Origin of the sequence: endosymbiont of Ridgeia piscesae (genome assembly GCF_001443665.1) — a bacterium.
In the GTDB taxonomy this organism is placed as follows: domain Bacteria; phylum Pseudomonadota; class Gammaproteobacteria; order Chromatiales; family Chromatiaceae; genus Endoriftia; species Endoriftia persephonae.
The window spans coordinates 42,840-63,105 of record NZ_KQ557132.1; the positions used below are offsets into that span (position 1 = coordinate 42,840).

18 protein-coding genes and 1 tRNA gene are annotated in these 20,266 nt (G+C 59.5%); 5 read left to right on the forward strand and 14 right to left on the reverse strand.

All coding sequences use genetic code 11. The features are described 5' to 3' along the window. Window positions 1–14 precede the first annotated feature (14 nt). The 6 genes from ileS to Ga0074115_RS09865 form a co-directional block, all read right to left on the reverse strand. Window positions 15–2,846 (reverse strand): isoleucine--tRNA ligase, encoded by a 2,832-nt coding sequence (gene ileS / locus Ga0074115_RS09840; protein ID WP_057956070.1) that lies wholly within the window; start codon window positions 2,844–2,846, stop codon window positions 15–17. 112 nt (window positions 2,847–2,958) lie between these two features. Then, a complete protein-coding gene (gene ribF, locus Ga0074115_RS09845; RefSeq protein WP_060528468.1) occupies window positions 2,959–3,906 on the reverse strand; it encodes a bifunctional riboflavin kinase/FAD synthetase in 948 nt (315 codons plus the stop codon). A gap of 130 nt (window positions 3,907–4,036) precedes the next feature. Then, entirely contained in the window at window positions 4,037–4,576 is a 540-nt protein-coding gene (locus Ga0074115_RS09850; RefSeq protein ID WP_060528469.1) for a cytochrome P460 family protein, read from the reverse strand. Window positions 4,577–4,578: 2 nt separating this feature from the next. Continuing rightward, the gene (locus tag Ga0074115_RS09855; protein ID WP_060528470.1) at window positions 4,579–5,583 is read right to left on the reverse strand and encodes an outer membrane protein assembly factor BamB family protein; all 1,005 of its coding nucleotides are present in this window, start codon (window positions 5,581–5,583) and stop codon (window positions 4,579–4,581) included. A 185-nt stretch (window positions 5,584–5,768) separates the two neighbouring features. Next, window positions 5,769–7,091 carry an ATP-binding protein gene (locus Ga0074115_RS09860; RefSeq protein WP_232433029.1) on the reverse strand — a complete coding sequence of 441 codons (1,323 nt, stop codon included), beginning with the start codon at window positions 7,089–7,091 and terminating at the stop codon, window positions 5,769–5,771. Further along, window positions 7,091–7,810: a response regulator gene (locus tag Ga0074115_RS09865; RefSeq protein WP_057956068.1), complete on the reverse strand. Its 720-nt coding sequence runs from the start codon at window positions 7,808–7,810 to the stop codon at window positions 7,091–7,093. Before Ga0074115_RS09865 ends, Ga0074115_RS09860 begins: the two co-directional genes overlap by 1 nt. A gap of 171 nt (window positions 7,811–7,981) precedes the next feature. Between Ga0074115_RS09865 and Ga0074115_RS09870 the strand changes: the two genes are divergently transcribed. The 4 genes from Ga0074115_RS09870 (at window position 7,982) to Ga0074115_RS09885 (ending at window position 10,690) form a co-directional block, all read left to right on the forward strand. Continuing rightward, a complete protein-coding gene (locus Ga0074115_RS09870) occupies window positions 7,982–8,620 on the forward strand; it encodes a hypothetical protein (protein WP_232433030.1) in 639 nt (212 codons plus the stop codon). A 100-nt stretch (window positions 8,621–8,720) separates the two neighbouring features. Beyond that, entirely contained in the window at window positions 8,721–9,842 is a 1,122-nt protein-coding gene (locus Ga0074115_RS09875; protein ID WP_057956072.1) for an OmpP1/FadL family transporter, read from the forward strand. A gap of 28 nt (window positions 9,843–9,870) precedes the next feature. Then, the gene (locus Ga0074115_RS09880) at window positions 9,871–10,077 is read left to right on the forward strand and encodes a YgaP family membrane protein (protein ID WP_057956071.1); all 207 of its coding nucleotides are present in this window, start codon (window positions 9,871–9,873) and stop codon (window positions 10,075–10,077) included. A gap of 148 nt (window positions 10,078–10,225) precedes the next feature. Next, entirely contained in the window at window positions 10,226–10,690 is a 465-nt protein-coding gene (locus tag Ga0074115_RS09885) for a hypothetical protein (protein WP_057956067.1), read from the forward strand. A gap of 83 nt (window positions 10,691–10,773) precedes the next feature. Here Ga0074115_RS09885 and murJ read toward each other — a convergent pair whose 3' ends face one another. Continuing rightward, complete coding sequence (gene murJ, locus Ga0074115_RS09890) at window positions 10,774–12,309, reverse strand: murein biosynthesis integral membrane protein MurJ (RefSeq protein WP_087959762.1); 1,536 nt, start codon at window positions 12,307–12,309, stop codon at window positions 10,774–10,776. Between the two features lie 236 nt (window positions 12,310–12,545). Between murJ and rpsT the strand changes: the two genes are divergently transcribed. Beyond that, a complete protein-coding gene (gene rpsT, locus Ga0074115_RS09895; RefSeq protein ID WP_005958546.1) occupies window positions 12,546–12,806 on the forward strand; it encodes a 30S ribosomal protein S20 in 261 nt (86 codons plus the stop codon). A 72-nt stretch (window positions 12,807–12,878) separates the two neighbouring features. Here rpsT and proB read toward each other — a convergent pair whose 3' ends face one another. From proB to Ga0074115_RS09930, 7 genes are all read right to left on the reverse strand, one after another. Next, the gene (proB, locus tag Ga0074115_RS09900; RefSeq protein WP_057956066.1) at window positions 12,879–14,006 is read right to left on the reverse strand and encodes a glutamate 5-kinase; all 1,128 of its coding nucleotides are present in this window, start codon (window positions 14,004–14,006) and stop codon (window positions 12,879–12,881) included. 27 nt (window positions 14,007–14,033) lie between these two features. Then, entirely contained in the window at window positions 14,034–15,107 is a 1,074-nt protein-coding gene (cgtA, locus tag Ga0074115_RS09905) for an Obg family GTPase CgtA (protein WP_057956065.1), read from the reverse strand. An 86-nt stretch (window positions 15,108–15,193) separates the two neighbouring features. Further along, complete coding sequence (rpmA, locus tag Ga0074115_RS09910) at window positions 15,194–15,451, reverse strand: 50S ribosomal protein L27 (protein WP_005958544.1); 258 nt, start codon at window positions 15,449–15,451, stop codon at window positions 15,194–15,196. 13 nt (window positions 15,452–15,464) lie between these two features. Further along, complete coding sequence (gene rplU / locus Ga0074115_RS09915; protein ID WP_005958543.1) at window positions 15,465–15,779, reverse strand: 50S ribosomal protein L21; 315 nt, start codon at window positions 15,777–15,779, stop codon at window positions 15,465–15,467. A 124-nt stretch (window positions 15,780–15,903) separates the two neighbouring features. After that, window positions 15,904–15,979 (reverse strand) — tRNA-Thr (locus Ga0074115_RS09920). 72 nt (window positions 15,980–16,051) lie between these two features. After that, window positions 16,052–17,953, reverse strand: a complete 1,902-nt coding sequence (locus Ga0074115_RS09925) for a DmsC/YnfH family molybdoenzyme membrane anchor subunit (protein ID WP_057956064.1) — start codon at window positions 17,951–17,953, stop codon at window positions 16,052–16,054. Between the two features lie 98 nt (window positions 17,954–18,051). Further along, window positions 18,052–20,256: a molybdopterin oxidoreductase family protein gene (locus Ga0074115_RS09930; RefSeq protein WP_057956063.1), complete on the reverse strand. Its 2,205-nt coding sequence runs from the start codon at window positions 20,254–20,256 to the stop codon at window positions 18,052–18,054. Window positions 20,257–20,266 lie beyond the last annotated feature (10 nt).

The window sequence follows — 20,266 nt, forward strand, 5'->3', positions numbered from 1 at the left end:
CTCTCCCTCCCCATTCAGGCAAAGCGGCGAGCTTCGCCTTCGCCCACGACATTCTCCACGCAGCGGCCACAGAGCTCCGGGTGTTCGCTGTTGGCGCCAACATCCTCGCGGTGGTGCCAGCAGCGGGGGCACTTGTCGTAAACCGAGGCAGTGACGCGAACCGCCAGCCCCTCCAACTCGCTGGAGGCAGCATCATCGGGCAGATCGGCCATCGCATGCACCCTGGCGTCGGAGGTGATCAGCACGAAGCGCAGCTCGTCGCCCAGCTTGTCGAGCGAGGCCTTTAGCTGATCGTCACAGTAGAGGTCGATCTCCGCATCCAGGGAGGCGTTACCATCGGCGCGGAACGGCTCCAGCGCCTTGCCCACCGCATTGCGCGCCGCGATCACCTGGCCCCAGAAGGCGTGGTCGAAACTGTCACCGGCATCCAGCGCAAACAGCCCCTCATACCAACCCTCGAGGAACACGCTCTCGCCGCGCTCGCCGCGCTCGCCGGGCATGTGCGCCCAGACCTCGTCGGCGGTGAAGCTGAGGATCGGCGCCAGCCAGCGCACCATCGCCTCAACGATGTGATACATGGCAGTCTGGCAAGAGCGGCGCGGTAGGCTATCTGCCTGAGTGGTGTACTGGCGGTCCTTGATCACGTCGAGATAGAAACCGCCCAGCTCGGTGACACAAAAGTTGAGTATCTTCTGGTAGATCAGGTGGAACTGGTAGCCTTTGTAGGCATCAGCAATCTCCTGCTGCAGCTGCAGGGTGCGGTCCACCGCCCAGCGGTCGAGCTCGATCATCTCACCCGAAGCGACCATATGCTGTGCCGGGTCGAAGCCGTTGAGGTTGGAGAGCAGAAATCGCGTGGTGTTGCGAATGCGCCGGTAGGCGTCGGCGGTGCGCTTGAGGGTCTCGTCGGAGACGCTCATCTCGTTGCGGTAGTCGGTGGCCGCCACCCACAGACGGATGATGTCGGCACCGAGGTTCTTGGTCACCTTCTGCGGTGCCATCACGTTGCCCTTCGACTTGGACATCTTCTCGCCCTTCTCGTCGACGGTAAAACCGTGGGTCAGCACCTGTTTAAAGGGGGCGCAACCGTTCATCGCCACCGAGGTCAGCAGGGAGGACTGAAACCAGCCGCGGTGCTGATCTGAACCCTCCAGATAGAGGTCGGCGGGGTAACTCAGATAGTCGCGGGCCTGCAGCACGCACTGGTGGGTCACGCCGGAGTCGAACCAGACATCCAGCGAGTCGGTGACCTTGGTGTAGTCACCGGCTTGATCGCCCAGCAGCTCTTTGGCGTCGAGCTCGAACCAGGCCTCGAAGCCGCGCTCTTCGACCCGCTTGGCGACCTCTTTCACCAATTCGGCGGAGTCGGGGTGGAGCTCGTTTGTCTCCTTGTGGATGAACAGGGTGATTGGCACGCCCCAGGTGCGCTGGCGCGAGATGCACCAGTCGGGACGGTTCGCCACCATGCCCTGAATGCGTGCCTTGCCCCAGTCGGGCAGCCACTCGACCTGCTCGATCTCGCGCATCGCCGATGCGCGCAGCCCGGCCTGGTCCATGCTGATGAACCACTGCGGAGTGGCCCTGAAGATGATTGGTGTCTTGTGACGCCAGCAGTGCGGATAGCTGTGGTTGAGCCGCTCCTCGCGCACCAGTGCACCGCGCGCCTTGAGGACCTCGATTACCTTCTCGTTGGCGGAGAAGACGTGCTGCCCAGCGAACAGTTCGGTGCCTTCGACAAAGCAACCGTTGTTGCCCACCGGATTGTCCACCGGCAGCCCGTAGCGCTGACCCACTACATAGTCGTCGAGGCCGTGGCCGGGGGCGGTATGCACCGCGCCGGTACCCGCCTCGAGGGTAACGTGCTCGCCGAGGATCACCGGCACCTGGCGATCATAGAATGGGTGCTGCAGTTTCAGCCCTTCGAAGGCCTCGCCCTTGGCGTAGCCAAGCACATGATATTTTTCGATGCCGTAGCGGTCCATCACATCCTTCAGCATGGCATCGGCGATCACCATGCGCTCGTTGCCGAGCGGTCCGTCGCACTGCACCACCGCGTACTCCAGGCTCGGGTTAAGAGCCACCGCCTGGTTGGCGGGCAGAGTCCAGGGGGTGGTGGTCCAGATCACCATGTTGATCGGCCCCTCGCCCAAGCCGTCTGGCACATGGTGGCAGCGATCAAACAGGGCCGGCTCTTCGAGCACGCGGAAGCGCACGTCGATGGCGAAGGAATCCTTGTTCTGATACTCCACCTCTGCCTCGGCCAGCGCCGAGCCGCAATCGGTGCACCAGTGCACCGGCTTGGAGCCCTTGTGTACGTGCCCCTGCTCGACGATGCGGCCCAGTGAGCGCACGATATCCGCCTCGAATCGATGATCCATGGTGAGGTAGGGATTGTCCCACTCGCCGAGCACGCCAAGCCGTTTGAAGTCCTCGCGCTGGCCATCTACCTGTTTGGCGGCGTATTCGCGGCACGCCTTGCGGAACTGGCTGCTGGTCACCTTGCCGCCGGGCTTGCCGATCTTCTTCTCCACCTGCAGCTCGATGGGCAGGCCGTGGCAGTCCCAACCAGGCACGTAGGGGGCATCGAAGCCGTCCAGGGTGCGGCTCTTGATGATGATGTCCTTAAGGATCTTGTTGACCGCATGGCCGATGTGGATATTGCCGTTGGCGTAGGGGGGGCCATCGTGGAGGATGAACTTGGGCCGGCCAGCTGCGGTCTCACGGATCTTTGCGTAGAGCTTCCTCTCTTCCCACTGCTTGAGCATCTGCGGCTCACGCTGGGCCAGATTGCCGCGCATGGGAAAGGCGGTTTTGGGGAGATTGAGAGTCTGCTTGTAGTCGATCACGGAGGGATGCCTGCCCGATAATAAACAAAAGAGCCGTATTGAACCGCAAACCCGGCCGGGGCGTAAAGCCCTGATCTATAGCAGGTGGACTAGCAGTCGCCCGCGAACCGGCTCAGGCCGGCTGCGACTGGGGGACATTGAGCCACTCTCTGCCCAGCCGCGCATCCTCCAGGATCTGCGCCCGCAGCTCCTCAAAGGAGCCGAACTTCTTCTCGTCGCGCAGCTTGTGCGCAAACTCCACCTGCAGATGCTCACCGTAGACGACACGGTTGAAATCGAACAGATGGACTTCCAACAGATAGCGGGGGTCGCCACACACCGTCGGGCGGGTACCGATATTGGCGACACCGGGCAGCACCCCCTCCGCCAGACCATGCACCCGCACCGCGAACACCCCACGCAACGGGCTAACGTGGCGGTGCAAATCGACATTCATGGTGGGAAAACCGATGGTGCGGCCGCGCTTGTCACCGTGCGCCACCCGGCCGCAGATGCGGTAGGGTCGACCCAGGCAGGCAGCGGCGCGATCTAGATCACCGCGGCTGAGCAACTCGCGGATACGGGTACTGCTGACCCGGTCGGCATCCAGCTTGAAGGTGTTCATATTCTCCACCTCGAAACCATGCTCGCTACCCATCGCCTGCAGCAGATGGAAATCCCCCGTGCGACCAAGGCCGAAGCGGAAGTCATCGCCCACTGAGAGAAAGCGCACACCAAGCCCCTGGATCAGCAGCTCGATAACAAACTCCCGCGCCGGCATGGTGGAGAATTTGCGGTTGAACTCGAGGATCACCACCCGCTCGATGCCGGCCTCATACATCGCCTGCAGTTTTTCACGCAGTCGGGTGAGGCGCGCCGGGGCGGCATCCGGGGTGAAAAACTCCCGCGGCTGGGGCTCGAAGGTAATCACTGTAGCCGGCAGACCAAACTCTGCTCCCTTCTCCCGCAGGTGGCGCAACACCGACTGATGCCCGAGATGGACCCCATCAAAGTTGCCAATGGTTGCCACACAGCCGTGATGGTGTGCCCGGATGTTGTGTAAGCCACGAATTACCTGCATAAAAACCGCTCCCCATTGCGAACGGTAATTATAGGCATTGCGTGGAATTTGGGAATCCTTGGGAACGCCGTTCGCGGCACAAACGGCGTCCCTATCGAAAAATCAGCTCCACTCCCGAAACGAAGCCAGCCTATTTTGCATAGCGATCGTGATTGAACACCATGTCACCGCCCGGGGCGCCGGTGTGGCAAGCGATACAGCCCTTCGGCATACCCTCGGCGACACGCCCTGCCAGCGACATCCCCTTAGGGTTCTTCAGCACGCTGCCGTTAGGGGCATACTTGACCCAGAACCAGTCTTTGTTGTCCGGATCGTAGCCGGTGCGTTTGAACATCACGGTGACCGCCTTGAGGAACTTGTTCGGTTCGTTGGCCACCGCCTGCTTGCTGACCCCCTTGCCGCCGTAGTTACGTTTGATGATCACCACCCCCTCATCAGAACCGACCCGGGCGGTAGCGTCGATAGTGTCGAGGATCGCGCCATGGGGGTGCATGCCGGTGTAGGGGGTCGACATGATCGCACCCTCCCCCACCAGACCAGAGGCACTCAGGTTGTGCCAGAGCTTACCGGCGTAGTCGACATCATCCTTACCGCCAAACGGTGCGGCTGAGAGCGCCGAGGCAAACAGCATCGAAGAAAAGGCCAGTGCAACGGTTTTCTTATTCATCATGATCAGATCTCCTGGTCGTTGTTGTCGCCAGATTGGCGTGGAATTAATACTGCCCTCGGCAAGGCCCGAGAACGCATAAAGAACAGTGTGTGTTGGGGATAGACGAGGGGGACGGCCACCGGTTCGCCTATCAGGCGAGCGCGACTGATCAGCCGGCCGTCACCAGTGTCGATTTCAAACAGATGTCCCGCATCACCGACAACCAGCAGACGTTCATCATGCAGCGCTGCCGGCAGGGTGAGGCGTTCGCCGAGGGATCGCCGCCACAATGACTCACCAGTTGCTGCATCAAGTGCGTCGATCCGGCCATCCAATCCGCTCAGCAGGATCCGCTCCCCGTTCACCAGCAGGCCAGACTTCAGACTGGCGAAGCGCCGCGTCCAACGCAGCTCTCCCTGGGCGGAGTAGACCTTCACCTCGCCGGCGAAGGTAGTGACAACAACAGAGCCGGAGTCGAGCGCTCGCGGACTATAGATCAGCTCCTGTCCGAGCGGGCGCTGCCAGCGCAGCTCGCCACTGCGGCGATCCACCGCCCAGAGCAAACCTTCGCTGCCGCCGGTAATCAGCAATTCACCGAACACAGCAGGCGGGTAGACCCATCCATCGAAGCGGCGCTGCCACAAGCGCTCACCATCCACCAGCCGCAGCGCCACCAGTGTGCCGTCTTCCCCGGACAGGTAGGCGACCCCCTCATCCAGGCTGGGTGAAAATAGGGTTGTCTCGCTCTGCCAACGCCAGCGGGTCTTGCCGCTGGCAAGATCGAGTGCCTGCAGGCCCTGCCCCCCGCTCAACAGCACCAGGCCATCGGCAACCACTGGCTCCAGGGTCTGCTCACCCTGCAGCGCCGACCAGCGCAGTCGCAGGGTTACCGGATCGTAAACCGCCAGCCCCTGATCAGAGACCAGCAGATGCTCGTTCAAAAGCAGGGGGTTTTCCGCATATTCCACAGCGGCAGCGGGGTGTGTGGTCAGTAGAAGCACCACACCGATCAGAAAAGTCTTGTACATATCCTGCGCCCCGCCTGGCATGAGTTGAGGGTGCCATCGCACCCCATTCAAAACTCAATACGCAGCAAAGCAGGCAGCGGATTCAAGAAAGGGAAAAGATTTAGTCACTATTCAGCAGTTCCATGAAAAGGGAGGCTGAATAGTTATAAAAAAACGGAAGTAGAGTCGGCGCTCTTTCGCGTCGGTTATTCCATCCGAGGGATGGTGATGAGGGCAACAGTGCCGGTTCGGAAGGCAGGCTGCAGGTTAACCTCCCAATCGTTGGCGTCGGCCAGCTGGCGCACGATGGCCAGTCCCAAACCGCTGCCTCCTGTGGTGGTGCTACGGGATTTTTCCAGACGATAGAACGGACGAAAAACGGACTCCCGCTGATCTGCCGGGATACCCGACCCCTGATCCTGAATCCTGATTGTGAGCAGGCTATCGTCACATTCCAATTCGACCTTGACCGGTTTTGCATCACCGTAACGGATCGCATTCTCCAGCAGATTGGTGACGACGCGACGCAGCGCCAGTGGATTCAGTTTTCTCATGCAGGATCCGTTGCCCACCCATTCGATCTCTTTACCACCTGAACGTGCAGCCTGGATGATGCCGTCCAATACGTTGGTGATATCCGTCTGCACCTGCTCCTGCTTTTCAAGTTCCAAGCTGATCTGCATGGTTTCACTGATCAACCGGTTTATCGTGGCGAGATCCCGTTTGATTCCCGCCATCAGTTCCGCGTCACCACCTTCATCAGGCAGCATCTCCAGGGCCAGTTGCACCTGGGTGAGCGGAGTGCGGAGATCGTGGGAGATTCCGGCCAGCAGCAGTGTTCTGTTGGCCAGCAACTCTTTCACCTGCTGGCTCATGCGATTGAATGTCTGCGTCAGAACCTGCAACTCCTCCGGCCCTTCTTCCCTTACCGGTTCCGGCCAACTGCCTTTTCCAATCATCCGTGCCGAGTGGGAGACGCGTTCGAGGGGGATGGTGAGCCGTCGCGCCAGGAGCGCTGCGGTAAAAAAGGTCAGGACCGTGCCGGCGCAGAACAGAAGCAACAATGCCAATGGCGGTTGAATCCCGATACGTGAGCGGAGAAATCCCAGACGCAGCTTTTGGCTATAGTCCGGTATCTCGGCCCAGATCCACTCATTGCCTTTGGCATCACGGCTTGTCTTGAGGCGCACCTCATCACCAACGCGCCGGGCGAGCGCCTGCCTGAGAAAATAGAAATAGGGTAAGAAGTCGGTGTTGTCGGGAAGGGGGGTATCTGTAACCACCAGGGTCAGGTCATGATTTTGTTTCAGAATCTTGCGAAACGCCGGGCGTTCCTGCTCCGGCAGCCTTTCCCAGCGCTGCATGGCGTGCACCATCACCGCCGCCAAGTCGTCGGTGGCACGTTTTCCCAAGGGGACCAACACGTAGAAGGCCAATACACTCAGAGTCAGCAGCTGAAATCCGACAGAGACCAACGCAATGGTGGCCAAGGTTCTACCGAACAGGCTGTGAAATCGAAACAGCCCCATCACTCGCCGTTGCGTGAGAACAGGTAGCCGGCACCCCAAACCGTGCGCAAATAGATAGGTTCAGAGGGATTGGGTTCGATCTTCCGCCGTAGCCGGTTAACGCAGACGTCAATGCTTCTGTCGAGGTGAGAGCGCTCGTAGCCCTTGGTGATCTCCATCAGCATATCCCGGCTGAGCACCCGATCTGAATGTTCGAGGAAGACCCGTAACAGGGTGAATTCACCATGGGTCAGGGGAATCTCATCCCCCTCCCGGGTGAGGCGGTATTTTTCCACGTCGAGGGCAAAGGGGCCGAATTCAAGAACGGACTTTTCTACCGCCGCCATGGGTTGATCTGCGTGTTTCATGCGGCGCAGGACAGCGCGAATCCGGGCCAGCAACTCTCGCGGATTGAAGGGTTTGGAAAGATAGTCGTCCGCACCAACCTCGAGGCCGATGATTCTGTCCATCTCCTCGCCCCGAGCCGAGATGATAATGATGGGTTGATTGCCCTGGCTGCGCAGATTACGGGCCAGCGACAAGCCATCCTCTCCCGGCAGCATCAGATCAAGGATGATCAAATCGACGTGGTGCGTTTTGAGGTGGCGGGTCATCGCGGCCCCGTCTTCCACCGCAGCCACCTGATACCCCTCATTGGTCAGATATCGCTGCAACAGCGATCGAAGTTCAGCTTCGTCATCCACGACGAGAAGGCGATGACTGGCTTCTTTATTGGCCATGCCGCGAGTATCTAGCCGATGAAATGTTTCTGAAACAACTCGTTACACCCTGTTACCGAACGGTTAACGCCGCGGAAAATAACCCCAGCATACTGCGCTTGTTGCTCCGATGCGGCACTGCCAGCAACACCGAACATAACTGAAATTCAGACATCATTGGGGGAAGAAAACATGCGATCTGCTCGTAACGAGAATAACACATTTCAAATCCACTCACTGCGTCGGGGATTGGGGCTTCTTGGGGTCTCCATCTCGATGTTGTTGTGCGCCGGAGTGGTGGTTGCCGACAAGCAACAGCCGAAGGCAGCCGACATGCAACAGCTCCAACAGATGATGAAAAAACAGATTGGACTGATGAAGCCAGAGTTGCAGAAGCGGGTCAAGGCGCTCTCACCCAAAACCAAAAAGATGCTCCTTTCTATCTATGCACAGCACTCCCGGCATAGCGACAAAGTCACGCTGCGCCAGGTGATGCACGAAGTGCTTTCCGACTACCAGAGTATGGCGGCCGGCATCATGACCGACAACGCAGAGCAAGCGGCCGATAGCGCCAGGCGTCTTGCCAATCACCGTATCCCCAGGGGTGGCCTACTGCCTTACATGAGTCTGGAGATGATCAACGATGACAGCCTGGCGGCTCTCGATGGTTTCAATGCCAGCGTGGAAGGTACCGCAAAGCGTCTTGCTGATGCGGCCGAGCAGGGGGACATGGGGAAGGCCGCCTCTTACATGGATGACATTACTGGGGGCTGCGTGGGTTGTCACGCCATGTTTCGCGGCATCCCGGGCCAGTCAGACCTGTTGCGCTGATATCGATCATGAGTAGAAAACAGAATATCCGGAGGAGTCCACAATGTTGATAAAGAGAAGAAAAAACACCCTGGCAATTGCGCTACTTGGCAGCCTGCCGATGGCTGCGAACGCGACCAATGGGGATCAGGTACTGGGCATAACCGCGACTCAGTGGGGCATGGGTGGCGCCGTGGTTGCAGCGCCGCAGGATACCGGCACCGTACTCACCAATCCGGCGGGAATTGCCGAACTCGGCATCGAAGAGGTCAGGTTCGATCTGAGCCCTGGGTTTCTCAATCCTCCCAGAGAGGTCAATGGCAACGAGAGTGATTCCAACCTCTTCTTCATGCCGTCTGGAACCGCTGCGTTCAAAGTCAACGATCGGCTTTATTTTGGCCTGGGCATGGCGGCCATCTCGGGGTTTGGCGTTGACTTCCCGGATGCCTTTCCATTGCCCAACGATCAGCAGTTCGTGACCACCAAGGGCTTTTTCAAGTTGGCGCCGACGGTTGCGTACAAGGTCAGCGACAAGCTCTCTCTCGGTGGCTCCATCAATATTGGCTACCAGAGTCTAGCCCTGAGCAATCCCTCGTTTACCTTCTCGCAAAATCAGAAATTTGGTTTTGGAGTGTCATTGGGGGCGGTCTACCATATCAATGACAAGATGCAACTTGGTGCGTCCTGGATAAGCAAAACGAACGTAAGTGAACACGAATTCAACACCGCCGCCGGCAAGTTTGAACTCGACATGGATATGCCCCAGTCCTTTGCGCTGGGCTTTGCCTTCCACCCTCTCGACGGCATGCTGATCGAACTGGATGCCAAATGGATCAACTTCAGCGACACCATGGGATCGGTGAATATCAGTCACCCTGCCGGTTACACCCCGGGAGATTTCGGATTGACAGTGCCGACGGCACTGAACTTCGGGTGGGATGACCAACTGGTCCTAGCCCTGGGCGTGCAGAAAGAGATAAACCCAAAGACGACAGTGCGGTTTGGCATCAACTATGCGGAGGCACCCTTTGATGAAGAGGATGTGGACAACAATCTCGGTTCCGTGGCGATTCCGGAACTGCACATCTCTCTGGGTATGACACGCAAACTCAGCGACCGGATCTCCGGTTCGCTCTCCTATACCTACGCCTTTGAAAATGAGTTGACGTCCAATACCGGCTCCGGCAATACCATATCCATCCAGCAGAACATCGTCTACCTGCAGTTGAGCTACGCGCTTTGATCCGATTCCATACTAAGAGAAGTACATGATGACTATTGATAGAATTGTCCGTCTGATGGCGGGAATGATGATCCTGCTGAGTCTGGCCCTGACTCACTATATCCATCCCTACTGGGCGTTTTTGACGCTTTTTGTCGGGGCCAACCTGATGCAGAGCGGTTTCACCAATATCTGTCCGCTCTCCAGCATCCTGAAAAAGCTGGGGGTGTCGGAAGAAACACCCTGTTCAAGCTGACAACCTGAAACCAAAATTCGGAGCGCCCTACGGGGCGCTCCGAATCGATGAGAGACAACCATTCTTTAAAGAGCTGCAAGCAGAAGCCGCAGGCAGCTCTTGATCGTAAAGTAAATCTGGGGCTACCCCCAAAAGGAGAGATTCACCCATGTGTAAGACTTGCTGGACCATTACTGCTCTGCTGTTAGTTGCGATACTGGGCATGGCCTACAAATTCATCATCCAGGGTAGTGTTGAACAGGCCAGCGACGGGCGATTGAGCCTGCAGCTAGAAACCACCGAAAGGGATCTGGTACTGGGGGAGATGCGCGCTTTCCTGGTGGCCGTGCAACAGATCAATGAAGGCATCGTCCAGGATGACATGAAAAAGGTTGCCGATGCTGCACGCAAAGTGGGGCGCGCAGCGCAGGAGGCGGTGCCAGGTTCTTTGATGGGAAAACTGCCCCTCGAGTTCAAGAAGCTCGGATTCGATACGCATACCAAATTCGATTCTCTGGCCCTGGATGCTGAGCAGTTCGGTGACAAAGAACAGACCCTGGGCGCACTGGTCGAACTGATGCAAAACTGCATCGCCTGTCATGCGGGGTACCGCATCGATGTGGTTTCCGACTAGCGTCTGTCCAGAAACGGCGATATAGAATCACAAATCGTTTTTAAGACTCTAGCCCCCCCCCAGGCCTGTGGTGTGGGGGGCTCCTAGAGCGAGCGGAAGTGGTGCAGTCGAATACCGGAGATGTAGAGCACGACGAAGTAGAGCACTCCCCCGCTAGCGATAAAGAAGGTGAGATGAACGATCCGGGTCCAAGTGCCTTGGCCGAGCCAAAGGTCGAGACTACCGACCCCCCACAGCAGCAGCGCGCCCATGGCGAAGGCTGCCATCGAGGCGCGCAGCCAGATCCCGGGCCAGCCGGGACGGGGTGTATAGATGCTCTGCTCCCGCAATCCACGGTAGAGCAGCCAGGCATTCAGCGAAGAGGATATCGTGGTCGCCAGCGCCAGCCCGGCGTGATCCAGCGGAAACACCAGCAACAGATTGAAGAGCATATTCGCCGCCATCGCTAAGATCCCGATCCGCACCGGGGTGCGGGTATCCTGGCGGGCGTAGAACCCCGGCGCGAGGATCTTGATCAGCATGATCGCCATCAGCCCCGGCGCGTAGGCCATCAGGCTGTAGCTCGACATCAGCACATCCTGTGCGGTAAACGCCTCTGAATGAAACAGGGTGGCCAGGGTCGGCCCGGCCAGCACAAATAGCCCGACGGCAGCGGGCACCCCCAACAACACGGTCACCCGCAGCGCCCAGTCGAGGGTGTCGGAGAACTCCTGCGGGGACTTCTCTGCATGCTTGCGTGACAGGTTCGGCAGGATCACGGTACCCAACGCCACCCCCAGGATACCCACCGGAAACTCCATCAGGCGGTCAGAGTAGTAGAGCCAGGAGATGCTGCCACTGACCAGAAACGAGGCGATCAGGGTATCCAGCAGCAGGTTGAGCTGGCTCACCGAGACCCCAAACAGCGCCGGTACCATCAGCTTCATCACCCGGATCACGCCGCGATCGTGGAATGCCACTCTTGGCCGCGGGATCATCCGGATCTGGTAGAGGAAGGGCAGCTGGAACATGAACTGCACACCGCCAGCCAGCAGCACAGCCCAGGCCAGCGCGACAATCGGCTGATCCATCATCGGCGATAGCCAGAGCGCACATCCAATCAGCGAGAGATTCAGCAGCACCGGAGTGAAGGCTGGCGCACCAAAACGGTGATGGGCATTCAGCACTCCACCGGCGAAGGCGGTCAAGGAGATAAAAAAGAGATAGGGGAAGGTGAGATGCAGCATCTCCACCGCCAACTCGTACTTGCCATCACCGTCACTGAGAAAACCGGGGGCAAAGATCATCACCAGCAGCGGTGCGGCCACCACACCAAGCAGGGTAGTTAGCAGCAGCACCACGCCAAGGGTGCCGGCCATCATGTCGACAAACGCCTTCAGCTCCTGCTCCGAGCGCTGACTTCGATACTCCGTCAGGACCGGTACAAAGGCGAGCGAAAACGCACCTTCGGCAAACAGACGGCGCAGAAAGTTGGGTATCTTGAACGCGACAAAGAAAGCATCGGTGGTCGCATCCGCACCAAACATGCGAGCCAGCACCAGATCCCGGACAAACCCCAGTATCCGGGAGATCATAGTGTTACTGCCTACCGTGGCAAAAGGTTTGAGAAACGAAGCCAGAACCCCATCCTTTGTTTGGTGGTAACTATCTCAGTGCGCCCCCATTCAGGGCGCACACACCGAATAGCCACGCTTATTTTAATATTCAAAGTGGACTAAGGATTATATGTGCAAATTTGGACAAGTTAAGTTAGAAATCCAGGAACCGGGCAGTAGCTCCAGCTAGAGTTGACAGAGAGCGCATTGTTTAGGATAATTCGCGCCCTTTCAGACACAGGATTTCCAGGAGACCAAAGTTGGCAAACTCAGCTCAAGCCCGTAAGCGCGCTCGTCAGGCAGACAAACGTCATCTGCGCAACCAGTCCCGCCGCAGCACCATGCGCACCGCAGTTAAGAAGGTTGTGAAACTGATCGCCAGCGGTGACAAAGAGGGCGCCAGCGAAGCCTACAAGACCGCAGTACCGCTAATCGACAGCACTGCCGGCCAGGGCCTGATCTCGAAAAACAAGGCAGCCCGCCATAAGAGCCGCCTCAACGCACAGATCAAGGCGCTGTAAGCCGAAAAGCGAATGCTCCTGTGAAAAAAACCGGCCCAGTGCCGGTTTTTTTATGCTCAGCAGAGAAGAAAACTAAACCAGCACCAGATTGTCACGATGGATCAGCTCAGGCTCATCCACATAGCCGAGTATCTCTTCAATACGCCGGCTCGGCTGTCCCATGATGCGGCGCGCCTCCTGGGCGTTATAGTTTGCCAGCCCGCGCGCCACCTCTCCGCCATGACGATCTACGCAGACCACCGCCTCGCCACGCTGGAACTCACCATCCACCAGAGTGACCCCCACCGCCAACAGGCTGCAACCCTGTTCACGCAACACCCTTACCGCACCATCATCCAGCGTCAGCCGGCCACGCACCTGCAACTGCCCTGCGAGCCAGCGCTTGCGCGCCGCCTGTGGCTCCTGAGCAGGGATCAGCAAAGTACCGCTCATCTCCCCGGAGGCAAGACCATCAAGCACACCGGGGTGAGCGCCTGAGGCGATGATGGTGGCGGTGCCAGAGCGCGCCGCCAGACGCGCCGCCCTCACCTTGGTCACCATGCCGCCGCGCCCCAGCCCGCCAGCACTGCCGCTGGCCACCTGATCCAGTAGCGGATCGTCGACCCGCGCTTCACGGATCAGCTGCGCCTGTGGATTGCCACGTGGATCGGCATCGAACAACCCTTCCTGATCGGTCAGCAGCACCAGCAGGTCGGCCTCGACCAGGTTCGCCGCCAACGCCGCCAGGGTGTCATTATCGCCAAATCGCAGCTCTTCGGTGGCGACGGTGTCGTTTTCGTTGATCACCGGCACCACACCCAGATCGATCAGGGTACGCAGGGTGCTGAGGGCGTTCAGGTAGCGCATGCGGTCGGCGAGGTCATCCCGGGTCAGCAGGATCTGTGCGGTGTGCAGGCCGTGTTTCTGGAAACAGGCCTCGTAGGCACGGATCAGCCCCATCTGACCGATGGCGGCGGCGGCCTGCAGCTCATTCAGGCTGTGCGGACGGCGACTCCAGCCCATCCGGCTCATACCCTCGGCCACCGCACCGGAGGAGACCAGCACGATCTCATGGCCCGCTTGCCTGAGCCGCGCCATCTGCTCCACCCAAGGGGAGAGTACCGCGCGGGAGAGCCCCTTGCCGCCGGATGTCAGCAGAGCGCTACCGATCTTGACCACCCAGCGGCGTGTCTGGGGCAGGCTGTCGCGTGAGATTACCATCGATGATCCTGTGTCTGCCGCGCTCTGTCAGCCCTGTAACGGGTCCCAAGCCGCCTCAGGCTCCTCTTCGTCAGCGCAGCGCTCCTCTTGCCAGACCGCCTCCAGCCGGGCCATCAGATCAGCCACCAACTGCTGCGCGCCCTCCCCGCTCACCGCGGAGATACCATACACCGGCCCCTGCCAGCCAAGCGCATCGACAATCGCCGTGAGCCGCTCACTGTATGCCTCGGGAGACAGCAGATCACGCTTGTTGAGCACCAGCCAGCGCTCGCGGCCGGCCAGTTCATCCGAGTAGCACGCCAGCTCCTGCTCGATGCGCCGCACCGCCTGTACCGGGTCATCCGACTCATCCAGCGGCGCCATATCGACCAGATGCAGCAGCAGACGGGTGCGCGAGAGGTGCTTGAGAAACTGGATGCCGAGCCCGGCTCCTTCCGCCGCGCCCTCGATCACACCGGGGATATCAGCCACCACGAAGCTGCGCTCGCGCGCCAGACTGACCACCCCAAGGTTGGGATAGAGGGTGGTGAAGGGGTAACCCGCCACCTTCGGGCGAGCACTGGAGATCTTGCGGATCAGGCTCGACTTGCCGGCGTTGGGCATTCCCAGCAAGCCTACATCGGCAAGCAGGATCAGCTCCAACTGCAGTTCGCGCCGCTCCCCCAGGGTACCATGAGTGAACTGGCGTGGGGTGCGGTTGGTGCTGCTCTTGAAGTGGATATTACCAATGCCGCGGGTACCTCCCTGGGCCACCAGCAGGGTCTGATGATGCTCCAACAGTTCGCCGATCAACTCGCCGGTCTCCTCATCCCGCACCCGAGTCCCTACCGGCACCTTGACATAGCGATCCTCACCGCTGCGGCCGGTGCGCTCGCGCCCCATGCCGTTCTGCCCGCGTTGCGCCCGGTGGTGGCGCTGGGTACGGAAGTCGACCAGGGTATTGAGACCGCTGTCGGCAATCAGGTAGACGCTGCCACCGTTACCGCCATCGCCACCATCCGGGCCACCCCTGGGAATATATTTCTCACGCCGAAAGCTGGCGGAACCATTGCCACCATCCCCGGCTTCGACCTTGATCTTGGCCTCATCGACGAACTTCATACTCTCCCCCCGATTGCCCCAGGCTCCCCAGAACGCAAAAGGCCCCGTCAAAGACGAGGCCCCTGGATAGCCGGATACGGACGATCTCAGTCGGCAACCACACTCACAAACTTGCGATTGTGTGGCCCCTTGACCTCGAACACCACCTTTCCGTCAGCCTTGGCAAACAGGGTGTGATCCCTGCCAACACCAACATTCACGCCGCCGTGAAAGCGGGTGCCGCGCTGACGCACCAGGATGCAGCCAGCTTTGGTGTCCTGGCCACCAAAGACCTTCACGCCCAGGCGTTTAGATTCTGAATCGCGGCCGTTACGTGTACTACCGCCTGCTTTTTTATGTGCCATTGCTCTAGCCTCCTCAGCCTGCGCTGATACCGGTAACCTGCAGTTCGGTGTACCACTGCCGGTGACCCTGCCGTTTCATATGATGCTTGCGGCGCCGGAACTTGATGATCTTGACCTTCTTGCCACGACCGTGGGACTTAACGGTGACGGTTACCTTGCCGCCATCAACGTAGGGCGCACCCACTTTGATATCTTCACCGTCCGCGACCATTAGAACCTTGTCCAATTCGACGGAAGCGCCCTCGTCAGCACTCAGCTTCTCAACCTTGATAGTGTCGCCTTCCGCCACACGATACTGCTTGCCGCCGGTCTGAATTACCGCATACATAGCTCATCATCCCCAAAAAAACCGTTGACTCTGCGCAGAACACCGCGCGGAAAGAGGCGGGATTCTATATGCTTGCAAGAAAAGAGTCAACACAGCGTTATACACACTGCCTGACGAAGAGAAATGGAGCCGGCGAGAGGACTTGAACCCCCGACCAGCTGATTACAAATCAGCTGCTCTACCAACTGAGCTACGCCGGCAAGGGGGCGATTGTAGGACTTTATCTATAGGCTGGCAATCGCGTCACGAAAGCACACTCACCCGGCCTGCACTCAACCAGTGACAAGACGACGCAGCGGGTCGAACTTCTCGCGCAGAGTCGTCGAACGCAGCGTCTCCAGCAATTCTCCCAGTTTGAAGGGATGGTGCTGCTCATAGGCCACCCCCAGTTGCGGCATCTCAGCAAGTCCAGACTCACGGGCGTGTTCGACGAAGCCTTTGTTCTTCCAGAAAAAGGCGCCGGGCATGGTAGTGGGGATAACCAGCACATAAAAGAGCGCCCGGCCGATGACAGAGACGATCAGGGCCAACAGCGCCAGGAGGATGAATGCCCAGGCACTATCGCTGTCGAGCAGGCCGATGCCTAGGGACAGCATCAGTGCCACGGCCAACAGGCCGTTGCGCAGCCAGTAAGGATAACCGTAGGTCGTGGTCTGTTCATAGAAGGAGGCGGCGCCCTCGCTCTCCTGGGCCTGCAGATCCCGCGCATGGTAGAGCAACCCAATGCCCTCCAGTGCCAGCCCCGTTCCCGCCACCATGGCAAGCAGTCGCCCCAGTTCTGGGGGTAACTGATTGGACGCCAGGGCCACCAGCGCCAGCAGCAGAGAACCCAGCGTCAGGGCAGTGCCGGCAAAAGTCGCCGCGGTATACCAATGATCCCAAAATGGGCGGGAGGGAATCCGGTAGAGCTTATACATAAAGTATCCACCGATCCCGGCTCCCAACAGGCCGATTACCGCAAACAGATCCTGCACAATCCCGGGAAAGGGGCTGTCGAAGAGCAGATCGGAGACGGCAAAGAAGGTAAAACCCGCCAACCCGGCAAAAAAGAGCGAAACACCGGCAATCTCACGGCTCACCGGAGAGAAGCGCAGATTGTAGAAGCCGCGATAGAAACGGTGGGGTTTGCCCAGGTGCATAGTGAGCTTGAACAGGCCGACGCCCATCAGCGCCAGCATCACCAGGACAGCGGGCAGGAGAGCGCCGCCCGCTGTGAAGGCGACCATCGGTTGCAAACCCACCCAAGCCCCCAGGGTCAGCAACAGGAAGGCGCCCATCACCGTCTGTGCGCTGAGGGTGAAGGCGATATGGGCGTTCTCATGGGAGCCGAGCAGCGTGCTCAGGTTCCATTCCCGTTTAAAACCGTGCTTCGGATCGACCACCGGATGGAAGCTGCCACTGGCATCATCACGGTGGTATTTCACCGCCGTGCTGTCCACCCGCGCCATCTCCCGCTGGGTGGTACAGGTCTGTTGGAAGCGGATGTTGGGGTGGGTGATATCGGTGCGCGGGAAGCCAGGGATCTCACTCTTCGCCTGATCGCGCCCCTCAGGGATATTCTCGATCACGCCGAAGTCGAGGGCCTTGCCCAGGCAGGCGGTGACACAGGCGGGCTTGAGGCCCACTTCGAGCCGGTCCACGCACATATTGCACTTGCTCACCTGGCCCTTGACCGGGTCGAGCTGGGGCGCGTTGTAGGGGCAGACCCAGGTGCAGTAGCCGCAACCGAAGCAAATGTCCGGATCCTGCAGCACCGCGCCGTATTCGGCGAACTTGGTGTAGGCGCGGGTGGGGCACCCCTTCAGGCAGACAGGGTCATCGCAATGGTTGCAGGCCATGGAGATGTTGAGGCGCTGATAGGCCGGGTAGGTGCCGCCCTCCACGAAACCCACCGAGCGGAAGGCGATGTGCGCCGGGTTGTCGTTCTTCTCGCTGCAGGCCGCCTCGCAGGCGTGACAGGCGATGCAGTTGTCGGCGTTGAAGTAGAAGCCGTGCTGCTTGTAACGGTTGGGATTGTCACCGATCCCATCACCACCGTTGATGTTGAGGCTCTGACCATGGAGCGAATCACCCGCCCTGGCCTTCTCGATCGGCGTGCCGTAGCGGTTGGTTTCCTGGCTTGTCGGGTCGTTGAGCCGGGCGTAGTCGGGTTCGTTTTCTCGTGCTTCAAACATAGTCATTTCTCATGGATAACCCGGGATCGGGGTCAAACCACCCATCTTTGATGCATGATGCCGACAGGCTTACGCGGTTTGACTCCGGCCCCTGAGCCTTAAAACTTGCGCATCTCTTTACTCAACCGGGCCGCGCCCAACTGGTCGGCAATACGTTCGATGCGCACGGCGGACTGCTTGTAGGCGGGCTGGCGAGAGTGCGGATCCAACAAACCCAAGGTCAGGCGGTTGGCGCAGTCGTGGAAATGGAAGGGCAGGAAGACCATGTTCTTCGGCACCCGCTGGGTGGGCTGGGCCATCACCACCGCATCGGAACGGCGTGACACCAGGCGGACATACTCTCCCCGCTGAATGCCCAACTCCGTCGCCAGATCCGGGTTGATCTCGATGAACGGGATCGGGCTGTACTTATTATTGTTGCCGATCTTGCCGGTCTTGGTACGGCCGTGCCAATGCTCGATCAGGCGCCCGGTGTTAAGCCAGACAGGGAACTTCTCGTCCGGCACCTCGTTGTTATCGATGAAGGGCAGCGGGATCAGCTTCGCCTTGCCGTCCGGGTGGCGGAAGGTCCCATCTTCGGTGTAGAGGCGCTTGCCCCCCTTGGGCGGCACCTCGCCCCTCTCCACCTGCTCATGGGTGTAGGGCCACTGGATACCACGATTTTTTTCGATCAGCTCGTGGTTCATACCGGAGATGTCGGCAAGCCGCCCCTTGGAGAGCTCACCCATCTCCAGGAAAATGTCGGGTGCCCGCTCAGGAAAGTTAACCTTGCCGTCGCGATTGAAACGCTCGGCCATGCGGTTGAAGATCCAGAGGTCAGGTTTGGCCTGTCCCGGCGCTGGGCTGATTGGCTTAACCAGGTTGATGCGTCGCTCGGTGTTGGTCATCACGCCTTCCTTTTCCGCCCAGGTGCCGGCAGGCAGGTAGACGTGGGCATACTGAGCGCTCTCGGTGTCCTCGTAGCAGTCCTGCACGGCGCAGAACTCCAGCTTCTCCATCGCCTTGCGGATGCGCGAGGTGTTAGGCAGGGACGACATGGGATTGGTGGCGATCAGCCACAGCCCTTTGATCTGGCCCGACTCGATGGCGTGGTAGATGTCGGTCTGGAACAGGCCGCGTTTCTTGGGAAAGAACTCGGGGTCCACGTTCCAGAATTTAGCAATCTCTTCACGATGCTCGGGGATTTCCAGATAGCGGTAGTTGGGCAGTCCGGAGCAGGAGGACCACTCCCGGGTGCCCATGGCATTACACTGGCCGGTGATGGAGAGGCTGGTGCCGCCGGGCTTGCCGATGTTGCCGGTGAGCAGCGCCAGGTTGTTGATCCCCACGACTCCATCAGAACCGTGGGTGGACTGATTGATGCCCATGGTCCAGATCTGCATCGCCGCACCGGCGTTGGCAAACAGCCGGGCGACGTGGCGGATGGTGTCCTCGTCGATGCCGCAGATCTTCGATGCCGTTACCGGGTCATAATTGGCCACTTCTGCCCGAAGTTCTTCGATGCCGTTGGTATTAGCCTCGATATAACGTTTGTCTTCCAAGACTTCGTCCAGGATCACATGCATCATCGCATTCTGCAGCACCACATCGGTGCCGGGGGTAATCGGCAAATGCATGTGGGCGTTCTGCGCCAGCATGGTGACCCGCGGGTCCACCACGATCAGAGGAAAGCCGCGCCGCTCCTGCGCCTCTTTCATGCGCCAGTAGATGATCGGGTGCTGTTCCGGCAGGTTGGAACCCCAGGCGATCAGGCAGTCGGTCTGCTCAAAGTCATCGTAGCAACCCGGTGGGCCGTCGGAGCCGAAGGAGCGCTTGTAGCCGGAGACCGCCGAGGCCATGCAGAGGGTGGTATTACCATCGTAGTTATTGGTACCGATCAGGCCACGGGTGAGCTTACCCAGGGTGTAGAACTCCTCGGTGAGCATCTGTCCGGTAGAGATGATGGCGAAGGCGTCGCGGCCATACTGCGCCTGGATGCGGCGGATCTCATCGTGGCTTTTATCCAGGGCCGTATCCCAGTCGGTGGGCTGCCAGGGCTGGTGCCACTGCTCGCGTATCTTGGGTTCCAGGCCGCGGCCGGCGGAGTCGAATACTTCATGCTCGAAGATGCCCTTCAAGCACAACTTACCGCGGTTGACGTCGGCCTCCGCCACGCCTCGGGAGGCGACCGGTTTGCCCTCGGTATTCAGCCCCACCTCAATGGAGCAGCCGGTGGAACAGTAGCCGCAGGCGGCGTACTTCCACTCGACCACCCCCTTGTCGGCAATCGTGATCGGATTTTTCTTTGTCCTGCCAAACAGCATGATGTCTCCT

Coding starts and splice junctions, on each gene's coding strand:
- Ga0074115_RS09880 (WP_057956071.1), top strand. CDS start 9,871: ATGACTATTGATAGAATTGTCCGTCTGATGGCGGGAATGATGATCCTG.
- Ga0074115_RS09865 (WP_057956068.1), bottom strand. CDS start 7,810: ATGGCCAATAAAGAAGCCAGTCATCGCCTTCTCGTCGTGGATGACGAA.
- Ga0074115_RS09885 (WP_057956067.1), top strand. CDS start 10,226: ATGTGTAAGACTTGCTGGACCATTACTGCTCTGCTGTTAGTTGCGATA.
- Ga0074115_RS09850 (WP_060528469.1), bottom strand. CDS start 4,576: ATGATGAATAAGAAAACCGTTGCACTGGCCTTTTCTTCGATGCTGTTT.
- rplU (WP_005958543.1), bottom strand. CDS start 15,779: ATGTATGCGGTAATTCAGACCGGCGGCAAGCAGTATCGTGTGGCGGAA.
- Ga0074115_RS09930 (WP_057956063.1), bottom strand. CDS start 20,256: ATGCTGTTTGGCAGGACAAAGAAAAATCCGATCACGATTGCCGACAAG.
- Ga0074115_RS09855 (WP_060528470.1), bottom strand. CDS start 5,583: ATGTACAAGACTTTTCTGATCGGTGTGGTGCTTCTACTGACCACACAC.
- ribF (WP_060528468.1), bottom strand. CDS start 3,906: ATGCAGGTAATTCGTGGCTTACACAACATCCGGGCACACCATCACGGC.
- Ga0074115_RS09875 (WP_057956072.1), top strand. CDS start 8,721: ATGGCTGCGAACGCGACCAATGGGGATCAGGTACTGGGCATAACCGCG.
- Ga0074115_RS09925 (WP_057956064.1), bottom strand. CDS start 17,953: ATGTTTGAAGCACGAGAAAACGAACCCGACTACGCCCGGCTCAACGAC.
- proB (WP_057956066.1), bottom strand. CDS start 14,006: ATGGTAATCTCACGCGACAGCCTGCCCCAGACACGCCGCTGGGTGGTC.
- Ga0074115_RS09860 (WP_232433029.1), bottom strand. CDS start 7,091: ATGGGGCTGTTTCGATTTCACAGCCTGTTCGGTAGAACCTTGGCCACC.
- Ga0074115_RS09870 (WP_232433030.1), top strand. CDS start 7,982: ATGCGATCTGCTCGTAACGAGAATAACACATTTCAAATCCACTCACTG.
- cgtA (WP_057956065.1), bottom strand. CDS start 15,107: ATGAAGTTCGTCGATGAGGCCAAGATCAAGGTCGAAGCCGGGGATGGT.
- rpmA (WP_005958544.1), bottom strand. CDS start 15,451: ATGGCACATAAAAAAGCAGGCGGTAGTACACGTAACGGCCGCGATTCA.